Consider the following 12,010-nt stretch of genomic DNA (forward strand, 5'->3'; position numbering starts at 1 on the left):
CGCCAAGGGGCGTTTCGCGCTCCGCGCGAAACCGACCCGCAGGCGAGCCGGCACGATCGTGCCGGCGACCTCCCTCGAGGTCGAAACTACAACCAGAATTGACTAACAGGCGCTATTACACAAGCAGAATTGCCGAAAATAGGTGTCAGAATAGTGTTGCCACTCACGAGGGCCGTGCTACCAGTCGGCGATCGCACCCACGCGGTGGCTGTCGCGGCTGCCTCCAGGTGTCCGCCAGACCATCGACACCTTGCTGAACGGCACTACGTCGTTTCCGGAGTGACGCCAAGCGTCGATCGCCTCCTGGGCGACACGGCGTGCGTTCTCGAAGCTATCGGCCTTCTTCAGCGACAAAATCGCGTCGATTCGGAGCTTCTTCGGATTGCCGCTCTCGTCGAATTCGATTTCAGCGCCGTTCTCTGCAAGCCACTTCTGGAACGGCGACGACTCGGCGATATGATCGGCTAAGCCCATCACGTGCTGAATCCGATCGGCGAAACTCTCGATCGCGTACTCGGCTGACTCGACGAGCGCGCGCAACTCTTCTTGGTACTTCCGCGCCCGGAAGGAGATCTCGCCCTGGTCCAGCTCGAGGATGTCGCCGAGGTCTTCGATCGCTCGGTAGATCGTCGAGGGGTGCTTGCCCAACTCGTCAGCGAGTTCGTCGACGGTGCCACCGCCGTCGGTCGCGACCGTCTCGGTTACCTCGCGGGCGGTCTCGCCCATGTCCCGTAGCGTCGTCATCAACAGGTGGTCCGTCTTCGCCTCAAGGCGCGGCGTCGGATCTTCGTAGAGTTCGACTGATTCCTCTCGAGCGACGGCGTCGAAGTGATCGTCCGGCACGTACACGTCGTTGCCGTCGGGTCCGAGCGGGATATCTTCCCAGTGGAGCGCGTTCAGCAGCGTCTCTTCGATCTGCTGGGTTACCTCGTGGCGATCGGCCCATGCCCATGCCTCGCCGTCGTTATTCGACTTGTTGACCAGCACCTCCACCTTCGGATGGTATGACGGATGGTCTTTCGAGACCGCGTCCGGATCGGCCAGCTGGTAGATCTCGAACTTCCGGCCGTAGGTATGACCCGGAAGAAGCTTCGCAGCCGACGTAGGATCAAGCATCAGCCGATTCTGGTGGTTGATCACTTCCTCGTTATCGAGGTGCAGTTCCGCCTTCACGCCCTCGAGGTCGGAGAGGTAGTGAACTACTTTCTGCAACACGCCGGCTGACGCGAGCTTTTCGGCCCACTGCCGACGGATACGAATGTATCGCTCGTACGCCCACATGCGACTCGCTGGGTGCGGGTCCGTCCGGAAGTATTCGGGATGCACGCGCTCCTCGGCGTGGTCGAAGATCGCCGCGAAGAACTCCGGCAGCAACTCGAGGCCGCGATCGGGCTCGATGTTACTGACATGGAACTCCACGTCGACGCCGTCGACTTCACCGACTTGATTCTCCCAGGGGAGATTCACCGGGTCGCCGGTTTCCCAGTGGCGCATGTTGGGAAACCGTGGTGAGATGTTGTACGATGCCTTCCGCTCGCCGCGGCCGCGACCACGAATGTCCCACTCGTACAGCCGCTCGGCGTTGATCCCGTCGGACAGCCGTGGCGCGAACCCCGACTTGCTGTAACTCACCTCGAGGTGCCAGGGCTCGCCGTTGACTTCGACGTCCAGCTCCAGGTAGCCCTCAAACGGCGGCCCGAGCATCACCGATGAGAGGGCGTCGTACGGGCCGCGGCCCCAGTCGGGCCACTTCCAGCGGCCCTCGATCTCGTGGGGCGTCGTCTCGACCTGCGTCATCGCAGTCCCTCCCGATCGGTGAAACACGACGGGCAGAGCGGCACGCCGCTCTCGCGACGAACCTGCACCTCGTAACCAACGTATCCGCAGTCGACACACTCGCACCAGACTCGCTTGTCGACGTCGTCAGCCTCGTTACCCTCATCCGGTGCCGAGTCCTGCGGCTCGAGTCCGAAGGCTGTCAGGCCCATCGTTAGTCCCCTCCAGCCTCCGCAAAGTCTCGCAGTGTGGCCGTCTCGTCGGTGCTATCGTCGGGTTCGCTGTCCCCGCTATCGACAGGAATCGTCAACGGGTTCGGGTGATGAGCGACGTCACTCTCCTCGAGGCGATCGACGACGACGTTCGCGAGTAGTCGCCGGTGGCACCAGCGGGCATCCTCTTCCCAACAGACCAACCAGAGATCCCGTTCGCGAGCGCAGTCAGCTAACTCGTCAATTACCGCTTGAGGACCGTCCCGCTTGAGGTACTCGAGGTACCGGCGTTCGTACTCGACCGAGTTCCAGGCGATCGCCGGCGGGTTTGACTCGCCATTTTCCTCGGCGGCGTCCTCGACGGTCTTGTACGCGTTCAGCAGGTCCTCCGGTGGCGCGACGGCTGGGATATTCCGGTCGGTGACCCGCTCGACGAAGTCCTTCGGGTACCGAACTACGCCGAAGACGTCGTCTTCCGTGTCCGGATCGAACTGTGAGAGACCGCCAAAGTAGGTCGTATGGACCGTCACTGACAGTCACCCCCGTCAGATCGCACTCGGTGAGCGTCGACTGCGTCGGCGAGCGTTCGTTGGGTGAACTCCCGGTCCGTCGACGGCTCAAAATTCATGATCAGCCGCTCGTCTGCCGTCTTTCCGTTGCCTGCCGCGGAGTGAGTCACCGTTCGCTCGACGTCGGTCCACTCGTCTCCGTTGTACAGTTCAGGCGGAATCTCAGTATAGGAGACGAGTACGTATCCGTCGATATCCCGAAGGGTCTGCTCGAGGGCAGCGTGCTCGGCAGACTCCCGATAGAGGTCTTCTTTCTGGTAGTACGGCGGATCGACGTAGAAAACCGTCTCCGGTGAGTCGTACCGCTCGACGACCGCCTGATAATCCTCATGCACGACCGAGACGCCGCGGAACCGCTCGGCGACGTACTCGATTCGCTCGGGTGCGTTGATCCAATTTCTCGCGTTCCGGCTTCCTTTCTCGTCGCGAGGACTCTCACGCTTAAAGCCGCTTTTGCGCGCTACTTTCCCAGCGTACTGACTGTACCGAAGGAACAGCCACTTTCCGGCGTGCTCGAGTTCGTCGTCCGGCCGCTCACCGCTGAAGAACTCGTCAGCCCACTCGTCGTGAAGCTGTTCCGAAAACGGTGTATATCGGCACCACTCCGCGAGTTCGTCCGGCCGCTCGCGAGCGACCCGGAAGAACGTCACGACGTCGCTGTCCTTGTCGTTGAAGATCTCGACGTCGCTTCGCGGCTTGTTCAACAGCACCGACGCTGACCCGCCGAACGGCTCGACGTAGGTGGTGTGTTCCGGTAGGTGGTCGATCACCCACTGCGCCAGTCGCGTCTTCCCGCCGATATACGGGAACGCACTCTTCACAGCCACTCACCCCCGACGCTATCGAAGACAGTCGTCCAGGGGAGCTGTCGATAGTGTTCGGCGCTGCGGCCACCGTTGCCACAGTCCCACCAGTTCCCGTCAATGATCTGGTCGACCGTCTCGGCGCTCGTTAGTGCTATCCGCAGTATCTTGTCTGACTCGCGCTCGAGGACGACGAGGATATACCAGCCGTCGACGTCGACGAGCCGCTCGTGGTTCTCCCGGCGGATCCACCAGCGACCCGCGCGCCCGTCGTAGGTCGCGTAACACGACTTCGCCTCGGCGACCTCGCCCGCCGTCGCGATCACGCCGGCACGGTCACCGACGACATCTTGGACGAACTCGAGATCGTGCCACTCGGCGCAATCGTCGTCGACCCGTTCGAGAGGCCAGCGGTCGCAGGCGGCGGTCTCGACATAATGTCCGCGCTCGCGGTTCTCCGCGACCGTCATTGGGCCGAGTCACCCCCGTTAGTCCGAATATCGCAACCCTTGAGCGCACGGCGAACGTCGTCGCTCGCTTGATGGGCCGGATGGACGATGGGCGTCCGACTCGCGACATCGTACAGGCAATTCGCCCGCACGAACTCAGACATCGGCCTCACCCCCGTGCCGACCAGGTGACGTTTCCGGGTCCGGAACCTCGACGTCTTTTCCGGCTGCGGACCCGCGGGTCAACCGCGCGTAGGTGTCGCATTCGGAACAGCGGTGAACGCGGTCGCTCTCGTCGCCGAAGACACGACGGAACCGATCAGTAACGTGGGCTCCGCAGTGTTTGCACGTCGAGGGGTCAACCGACGGCCATGGTGCGACCGTCACGCCGACCACCTCCTACTCGAGAGGTGTCGAGATAGTGGTGTGAAGAAGTGTCGGGAACCGGAGAGAAGTCGCTCCGGGCCTTTTATTTCAAATGGGGTCGGAGGGATTTGAACCCCCGATCGACTGATATCTCCGGTGCGCCTCGGAACTCCAGAGGGTCATCACACGAGCACTGATCAGGTGCTCGATCAGTATATCAGTCTGGAGTGTCGTCCCGGGCGCGTGCCTCTGGAGTCAGTCGCCATGCCTGGCTTGGCCACAACCCCGTGCGTTCCCCAGTTGGGGGATGGAACCTAAATCCGTTTCGATTCGCACTACAGCCACGGGGCCCGTTCGTCCGCGTCCCTCGTCTCGTCGCTCGGGTACGCGTCCTCGGAATCGGAGTCGGAATCGGAGTCGGAGTCGGAGTCGGAGTCGACGGCAGTCGCCGACGGCTCGTCCTCCGCGCTCGAGCCGGCTGCGCCCCCGTCCGTCAGCGGGCCGGTCCCGACCGCGGGCGTGGGCGGCGATTCCGGCTCGGCGTCGGCGTCGGACCCGCGCTCGAGCGGGAGGTCGAGGGCGAACAGGCCGGCGACCAGCAGCGCGGCCAGCGGCGCCTGTCCGAAGGCCATCCCGAGCAGCGACAGCGGCAGCAGGCCGAGCGCGACGGCGCTGCCGAAGCGGAAGCGGTCGATGTCCATGTACTCCCGGAGGAACGGACCCCCGAGCGCGATCGAGAGCGCGAACCCGACGCCGACGCCGGCCGCGAGCGCCGCGTGGGCGACGAGTTCGGGATCGGTCATCAGGGTGAAGCTCGCGCCGGTGAGGTCGACGCTCGCGACCAGCCCGAGCCCGATGATGACGGCGGGGTTCGGCAGGTAGTCGCCGATGGTCGCGCTGGCGGTCTTGGCGGCGATCGCGAGGATGACCAGCGCGGCGAACCGCGTGATGATCGCGTCCTCGAGCATGCTGCCGATCGCCGGGGCCAACACGGCCTGGACGGCCGCCAGCAGTATGAGCGGAATCCCGACCAGAAGGACGATCGCGGCCTGCTCGCGGGCCGTCCCGTCCATCTCGGCGAGGATCACCGCGACGGTGGCGCTGCCGCCGAAGATCAGGAGGCCGACCTGCACGGCGCTGAGGGGATCGTTCAACGCGCCGGCGAGGATCAGCGCCGGGAAGACGCCGTCGATCAGCGGCAGCATCATCACGACCGCCAACAGCCTGGCGTCACCGCCGACTACCCGCTCTAAGCGGAGGGCTACCGGATGCTGAGAGGTACTCATTGGTCAGGGTCGATGGCCATGACCCGAGGCCGATGGGTAATGAGGCGGACGATACCGTAATTGGTGACGTGCGAGGGGCCACCAATTCGTCCGATTAGGGCCTCGCGCTGTGAGTTTGTATTTGAAGGGATTCCCGAATGTAAAGCTGGAGTCGGAGGTAGTCGTCATCCGACCGGCGATTCGGGATTCGCTGGAACTCACAGCGTACATACTCGAGCAAAGGTTGGGATTGTCAATAAGCGTTGTGTGAGACGCGGTTCCACGATCCATATGTTTCCCGACACTAACGCCCACGATCGGACGCTAGTGTACGGATCTGTAACGATCGATAACGGCAGTTGCCGAGGGAGCAGCGGTGGCGACGGTTACGCGGCTGATCGAACGAGAGCACTGCCAACGTGAGAGACGAGAAAAGACGGCCGAAAGCCGATTAGCGGTCGGGGACGACGACCGTATCGCCGCGGCTCGAGACGGTTATCTGACAGTCCTGGTATTCGAAGCTGATCTCGACGTGCTGGTCGCGAGGGGTCGACGGGGCCACGAGCCGGTTGAGCGCCTCGGGGTTGATAGTGTCGAACAGGGGCGGCATGTCGATCGGGTCCTCGCCGGTCACGGTCGCGACGGCTTCGACGATCGCCACGACGATCGAATCGGAACCGCCGTCGAAACTGGTGTGGAGGACCGCAGGGGTGTCGTCACCGTCGGTTCCGACTTCGATGTGCCGGAACGAGGAGGAATCCGAGTGGGTCGTGTTGTCGCTCATTACTGTTCTGAACGGGTGCGACCGTGGTAAGGGTGGACGCTGACTAGTCAGTGACCCCGGTCGACCTCCTCGAAGAGGTGCTCGAGGACGGATCGCTGGGCCTTTCGGAGGTGCTGGTTGAACGTCTGGCGGGTCACGCCGAAGCGGTCGGCCAACTCGCCGCCGGTGCTGGTTCGTGGCGTATCGAAGTAGCCGCTGAAGTAGGCGGCGTCGAGGGTCGCGAGCTGTCGGTCGGTGAGCGCGTCGGCGACGATGTCGTACAGCAGGTGCGGCGAATAGACGAGGTCCTCGGAGACCAGTTCGACGTTGTCGTGGAACCGGCGAATACCCTCCGCCGCCAGCCGGTGATCGACGTCGCCGGGTAACTCGCCGAGAAATCGGACTTCGTCCTGTGCGATGATGACGGCGCGTGGCTGGCCGCCCAGCGACTGGAACACCTCCGAGACCGTCGCCTCCTCCGCGCGGGCTTCGATGCGGCTGTACCCGTCAGACGTACTGAGGAGCCGAACGTCGACGTAGTGGGGCACCTCCTCGACGGCGGTGACGAAATCGCTCGCCGAGAGGTCCGACGTGCCCATGTACTGAATCGTCTCATCGTCCGGCAGCGAGACGACCGATTCGACCTCGATCCGCCGCTCGCCTTCCTCGACGCGGAGCGACGGCGGCACCGCGGACTGATCCGCGCGGAACTCGAGCCGTCGCATGTGGTCGCTGAGCAGCCGCTCGCCGCGGCGCTTCAGGTCGGTGACGTCCTCGAACGCGACGACGACGTACTCGACGTCGCCGGCGTCGTTCGCGACGGGTCGGGAGTTGGTCACCAGCCACCGCTCGGTCCCGTCGGGTAACTCGAGCCAGTGTTCGAACCCGTACTCGGGCTCGCCGGTGTCGAAGACGCGCGCGACGGGGTGCTCGTCGACGGGAATGGGCGTACCGTCCTCGTAGGAGATGTTCCACTCGGACGGCTCGTACGCCCGCTTTACGATTTCGTCGCTCGAGAGGCGGAGCGTTTCGATCGCCCGTTCGTTCGCGTAGACGATCGCACCCGCCGAGTCGATGACGACGGTACTGATCGGACTGACGTCGAAGAGGCGGCGGGCGAGATCCGGCGGCGGGAGGCGTCGATCGTCGCCGGGAGCCGACCGCGATCCGTCCCGCTCCGCGTCCTCCGCGTCCGTCCCCGTTTCGAAGAACGCGACCTCCGTCGGTTCCGATCCCGTCATCGTCCCACCGTCCGTCCGGCGTCACCGGTGCCCGAAGCGATCGGGTCCCCCTCGAGTGCCCCTCGATTCATAGCGTCACATACGGCGTCCACGGATAAGTGTGCCTCGCGAATGTGAGTTAGACTGTCAGTTCTCACGTTCCGCGGGAGGCAGTGCGGTAGTCAGCAGCGACCGCTCACGCGTCCGCGTCGGGGAAGATCTGCTCCGGCAGGTAGGCTGATACCGTCCAGTTCGGCGCGTTGACCACCTGATTGAGCTTCAGGTCGACGGCCGCCGAACACAGGATGTAGGCTTCTTCGCGCGTGAGCCCGCGCTCGGCGTGGCAGTGGTCGATCATCCCGCGGATAGCGTCTTTTGCCGCCTCGCGGAGGTCGTCGCCGACTCCTGTCGTTCCGTACATCGGTTCGTCGCGCCCGGAGGATGTGAACGGGCCGTCGGTCTCGAACTGGGGCCGCTCGAGGTCCATTTCCGAACGGAGTTCGAACCGGCAGGTGACCGACATCGGGGCCTCGACGCCCGAGATGCAGACCTCGCCGTCGCCCTGCGCGGCGTGGCAGTCGCCGATGCTGAACAGCCCGTCCTCGACTGCGATCGGGAGGTACATCGTCGACCCCGCCGTCAGGTGCTTGATGTCCAGATTACCGCCGACGGGTCGGGGCGGATTCGTGTCGTGCACGCCCGGTTCTGCCGGTGCGACGCCGAGAGTTCCGGGGAACGGATGCAGCGGCACCTCGATTCCGTTCACGAAGCGCGCGACGCCGTCCTCGAGGTCCCAGACGTGTAGCGCGGGTTCGGGAAACTCCTCGGGCAGCAGTCCCATTCCCAGTTCGCCGGGCAGCACGAGCGTGTACCCCCAGCCGCGGTGCTCGAGCTCGAGTATCTCGACTTCCAGCACGTCGCCCGGCTCGGCGCCGTCGATCGCGATCGGGCCGGTCAAGGTGTGGACCTGATCGACGTCTAACTCGGCGAGGTCCGCAACCGTCGAGTCCGGACCGAGTTGGCCGTTGGCCGCGTCCCGGCACTCGAACCGGACGGCGTCGCCGGACTCGATCGTCCGAACCGGCTCGCGAGCCCTGTTCCAGTCGCTGTGGAGGGTCTCGTCCGTGGCGTCGATCTCGTGATCTACCCTGCCGTTGGTTGACATGTGCTGTAGTAGACGACGCCGGCGTAGATAAATTGGGCTGTCGGTGGTTCCCGAGCGCCAACTCGAGCGAACGATCACCGGAAAGTACACCCGATGAATACGGACTCACCGCCCGCTGACGCGGTAATTCACGTCCGACCGAATCCGCCGATGCGAGGCTCGTCACGGGTTCTCACGCGGCTCTATCTCGCAACGTTTTTTGCGGGCGGGACCCGACGGTTTACATGGCGAACGACGTTCCCGAGCACGAGCCCTATTCCTCGAAACTGCAGGTACCGGAAGCGCTAACCTTCGACGACGTCCTTCTGCGCCCGAAGGAGAGCCGCGTCGAACCCGACGACGCCGACCTCACCTCGCGCGTCTCGAAGAACGTCGAGGTCTCCGTCCCGATCCTCTCGGCGGCGATGGACACCGTCACCGAGAGCGACATGGCGATCGCGATGGCCCGCCACGGCGGCCTCGGCGTCCTCCACCGGAACATGAACATCGACGAGATGGTCGAGGAGATCGAGCGCGTCAAGAGCGCCGACGAACTCATCATCCCCCAGGAGTCGGTCGTCACCGCCGACCCCGAGATGTCCGTCCGCGAGGTCGACGACCTGATGGCTCGCGAGGGCGTCGGCGGCGCCCCCGTCATCAACACCAACGGCGAAGTGCTGGGCATCATCTCGAGTACGGACATCCGCCCGCACCTCGAGGTCAACGAGGACGACCCCGTCACGGAGGCGATGACCGACGAGGTCATCACCGCGCCGGAGGACGTCGACGCCCGCGAGGCGTTCGACCTGATGTACGAGCACAAGATCGAGCGCGTGCCGGTCGTCGACGACGAGAACCTCCTCGTGGGACTGGTCACGATGCAGGGCATCCTCCAGCGTCGCGAGTACGGCGACGCGGTCCGCGACGAGGACGGGCGCCTCCGCTGCGGCGTCGCCGTCAGTCCGTTCGAGGAGGACCGCGCGCTCGCGGCCGACGACGCCGGCGCGGACGTCCTGTTCATCGACACCGCGCACGCGCACAACCTGAACGTCATCGACGGTGCGCGCGAGATCAAAGAAAACGTCGAGGCGGACGTCGTGGTCGGCAACGTCGGCACCCGCGAGGCGGCCGCGGAACTGGTCGACTTCGCGGACGGCATCAAGGTCGGCATCGGGCCGGGCTCGATCTGTACGACCCGCGTCGTCTCCGGCGCCGGCATGCCCCAGATCACGGCCGTCGCGCAGGTTGCGGACGTCGCCGCCGAACACGACGTTCCCGTGATCGCCGACGGCGGCATCCGGTACTCCGGCGACGCGATCAAGGCGGTCGCCGCCGGCGCGGACGCGGTCATGCTCGGCTCCTACTTCGCCGGCACCGACGAGGCGCCGGGACGGGTCGTCACCATGAACGGCAAGAAGTACAAGCAGTACCGCGGCATGGGGAGCGTCGGCGCGATGAAGTCCGGCGACAGCGACCGATACCTCAAGGAAGAGCCCGACGAGGAGGACGAGTACGTCCCCGAGGGCGTCGAGGCCGCGACGCCGTACAAGGGCTCGCTGCAGTCGGAGCTCCACCAGCTCGCGGGCGGCATGCAGTCGGGCATGGGCTACGTCGGCGCCGAGACCGTCCCCGAGTTCAAGGACCGCTCGGAGTTCGTCCGCGTTTCCTCGGCCGGCCAGGCCGAGAGCCACGCCCACGACGTCGTCATCACCGACGAAGCCCCGAACTACTCGCCCGATAACTGAACTGAACTAAACTGATCGGCGCCGCCGAGCCGACCGACGAAAACCGCTCGCTCGGAAACGCAACTCGGAGCGAGAAATCCGTCGCTATTCCTCTTCCTCGGGGACGTCGATCGACCGATAAATATCCGACCGTAGTTCCGACGCCCGATCCTCGTCGAGTATCTCGTCGGCCTCGAGGTCGTCGATGAGCCCGACGATCGCGTCGCAGAGCAGTTCCGGACGGTCGATACGTGCGTCTTGATTGTCGTCCATAGGATTCCGACCACCGTGAGCGTCTTCAAAGGTGGTGCCGGCGTCGTCGGAACACGCTTCACATGCGACGCTGGGGAGAAAGCTACGATGGCGTTCCGCCGGTTGTGCTCGAGAGAAAGAGAGAGCGGCGAGACGGGTCGGACGGTCCGATCGATTACAGGTCCACGTTCGGCGTCCGGAACGCGCCCTCGTCGATCGCGGGCTCGTACTCCTCGATGGCGGTTCGAACGAGTTCGAAGACGCCCTCCTTCCCCCAGCGGGCCGTGTTGATGTTGAGATCGTAGAACTCGCGGTCGTCGATGTCGATGTCGTAGTACGACTGGTAGCGGCCGGCCTCGCTGACCTCGCGGACCCGCATCTCGGCTTCGGTCTCCATCCGATCCTCGATGCGCTCGAGGCGGACGTCTTCGGGCGCGTCGAGCCAGATCCGCAGGTCGGCCCGGTCGCCGGCGAGCCAGCCGGCCAGCCGCGACTCGAGGATGAAGGGCTTGTTCGCCATGCCCCACTTCTCGGCGATCTGCTGGAGTCGCTGATCGAGCGCGCGGTCGATCCCGTCGGACTCGTCGGCCTTCGCGGTGAGCTGGTTGAGGCTCATCTCGCGGTCCTCGGCAAGTTCGCGGAAGATGTCGCCGCCGGAGACGTACGGGCAGCCGATCGCGTCGGCGAGCCGTTCGCACAGCGTCGTCGCGCCGCAGCCCGGCGGGCCGGAGACGGTGATAAACAGTGTCGTTTCGATCTCGGGGTCGCTCGTTGCGGACTCGGTCGTTGCCATGTCGGAGCAAGGACGCGCGATTTGAAAAGGTGTCCGACTCTCGACCCGAGTGATAGTTGGTGACAGTATCTCCTCGAGGCGGGGCCGGGACCGCTCTACGAGATGGCGGACGGGAAGAGCAACGCCTACGGTCGTCCGGTCCCGAGTGCCGACCGTGAACCGCCGAACGGTACTTCGATCCGCGAGCGTGCTCGCGACGGTGGGGCTCGCGGGTTGTATTCAGGGAGTTCAGGAACACTTCGGACTGCAGGGGGTCGTCCCGGTCGAGATCCACAACTCCGGGAGTCGCACGTACAACATCCAACTTCGGGCCCGCGAACTCGGTAACGACCGCCAGAGCTACGACGAGCAGTACTCCGTCTCGCCCAACGAAACCGCGTATCCGCCCCACCTCGGGCGGACGGAGCAAAGTCTGCAGGTCGTCCTGTTCGGCGAGAACAACGAGCAGGAGCAGGTCGAAGCGGTGTCGATCACGTCCGAGACCGAATTCGTCTCGATCGAACTCACCGACGCCGGACTCGTGATCGAAGTCGATCGGGCCGGCGACGCCGCGAACGAAACCGTGGGGAACGCCACGAACGGTTCGAACGACTCGAGCGCCGCGAACGGTTCAAATAACTCGACCACCACGGAGAACGAGACGGGCGATTCCGACGCCGAATCCGCTAGCTGAG

14 protein-coding genes and 1 tRNA gene are annotated in these 12,010 nt (G+C 64.6%); 2 read left to right on the top strand and 13 right to left on the bottom strand.

Features of this window, described 5'->3' with window-relative positions:
- Positions 1-177 precede the first annotated feature (177 nt).
- From HALXA_RS17600 to HALXA_RS17645, 11 genes are all read right to left on the bottom strand, one after another.
- Positions 178-1,797 carry a DUF7845 domain-containing protein gene (locus HALXA_RS17600; protein ID WP_013881760.1) on the bottom strand — a complete coding sequence of 540 codons (1,620 nt, stop codon included), beginning with the start codon at positions 1,795-1,797 and terminating at the stop codon, positions 178-180.
- Entirely contained in the window at positions 1,794-1,988 is a 195-nt protein-coding gene (locus HALXA_RS17605) for a hypothetical protein (protein ID WP_013881761.1), read from the bottom strand. Before HALXA_RS17605 ends, HALXA_RS17600 begins: the two co-directional genes overlap by 4 nt.
- A 2-nt stretch (positions 1,989-1,990) precedes the next feature.
- A complete protein-coding gene (locus tag HALXA_RS17610) occupies positions 1,991-2,518 on the bottom strand; it encodes a DUF488 family protein, N3 subclade (protein ID WP_013881762.1) in 528 nt (175 codons plus the stop codon).
- Positions 2,515-3,378 (bottom strand): DNA adenine methylase, encoded by an 864-nt coding sequence (locus HALXA_RS17615; RefSeq protein WP_013881763.1) that lies wholly within the window; start codon positions 3,376-3,378, stop codon positions 2,515-2,517. The genes HALXA_RS17610 and HALXA_RS17615 overlap by 4 nt, the downstream gene beginning before the upstream one ends.
- Positions 3,375-3,830, bottom strand: a complete 456-nt coding sequence (locus HALXA_RS17620) for a hypothetical protein (RefSeq protein ID WP_013881764.1) — start codon at positions 3,828-3,830, stop codon at positions 3,375-3,377. The genes HALXA_RS17615 and HALXA_RS17620 overlap by 4 nt, the downstream gene beginning before the upstream one ends.
- A gap of 135 nt (positions 3,831-3,965) precedes the next feature.
- Positions 3,966-4,205: a DUF7563 family protein gene (locus HALXA_RS22520; RefSeq protein ID WP_083822856.1), complete on the bottom strand. Its 240-nt coding sequence runs from the start codon at positions 4,203-4,205 to the stop codon at positions 3,966-3,968.
- Between the two features lie 83 nt (positions 4,206-4,288).
- Positions 4,289-4,462: transfer RNA gene (locus HALXA_RS17625), tRNA-Trp, on the bottom strand.
- 48 nt (positions 4,463-4,510) lie between these two features.
- On the bottom strand, positions 4,511-5,461 hold the full coding sequence (locus HALXA_RS17630; protein ID WP_013881766.1) for a DUF5794 domain-containing protein: 951 nt from the start codon (positions 5,459-5,461) through the stop codon (positions 4,511-4,513).
- Positions 5,462-5,891: 430 nt separating this feature from the next.
- Positions 5,892-6,224 (bottom strand): HalOD1 output domain-containing protein, encoded by a 333-nt coding sequence (locus tag HALXA_RS17635; protein ID WP_013881767.1) that lies wholly within the window; start codon positions 6,222-6,224, stop codon positions 5,892-5,894.
- A gap of 47 nt (positions 6,225-6,271) precedes the next feature.
- On the bottom strand, positions 6,272-7,444 hold the full coding sequence (locus HALXA_RS17640; protein ID WP_013881768.1) for a bacterio-opsin activator domain-containing protein: 1,173 nt from the start codon (positions 7,442-7,444) through the stop codon (positions 6,272-6,274).
- A gap of 175 nt (positions 7,445-7,619) precedes the next feature.
- On the bottom strand, positions 7,620-8,588 hold the full coding sequence (locus HALXA_RS17645) for an acetamidase/formamidase family protein (protein WP_013881769.1): 969 nt from the start codon (positions 8,586-8,588) through the stop codon (positions 7,620-7,622).
- 224 nt (positions 8,589-8,812) lie between these two features.
- On the opposite strand from HALXA_RS17645, the gene guaB reads away from it, so the two are divergent.
- Positions 8,813-10,312, top strand: coding sequence for an IMP dehydrogenase (gene guaB / locus HALXA_RS17650; protein WP_013881770.1), 1,500 nt, complete (start codon positions 8,813-8,815; stop codon positions 10,310-10,312).
- An 84-nt stretch (positions 10,313-10,396) separates the two neighbouring features.
- On the opposite strand, the gene HALXA_RS22245 is transcribed toward guaB, so the two are convergent.
- Together HALXA_RS22245 and cmk are read right to left on the bottom strand one after the other, a co-directional pair.
- Positions 10,397-10,564, bottom strand: coding sequence for a hypothetical protein (locus HALXA_RS22245; protein WP_013881771.1), 168 nt, complete (start codon positions 10,562-10,564; stop codon positions 10,397-10,399).
- 154 nt (positions 10,565-10,718) lie between these two features.
- Positions 10,719-11,336 carry a (d)CMP kinase gene (gene cmk, locus HALXA_RS17655; RefSeq protein ID WP_013881772.1) on the bottom strand — a complete coding sequence of 206 codons (618 nt, stop codon included), beginning with the start codon at positions 11,334-11,336 and terminating at the stop codon, positions 10,719-10,721.
- A gap of 154 nt (positions 11,337-11,490) precedes the next feature.
- On the opposite strand from cmk, the gene HALXA_RS17660 reads away from it, so the two are divergent.
- Complete coding sequence (locus HALXA_RS17660; protein WP_013881773.1) at positions 11,491-12,009, top strand: hypothetical protein; 519 nt, start codon at positions 11,491-11,493, stop codon at positions 12,007-12,009.
- The last annotated feature ends 1 nt before the right edge of the window (position 12,010 follow it).

This window comes from Halopiger xanaduensis SH-6, assembly GCF_000217715.1.
In the GTDB taxonomy this organism is placed as follows: domain Archaea; phylum Halobacteriota; class Halobacteria; order Halobacteriales; family Natrialbaceae; genus Halopiger; species Halopiger xanaduensis.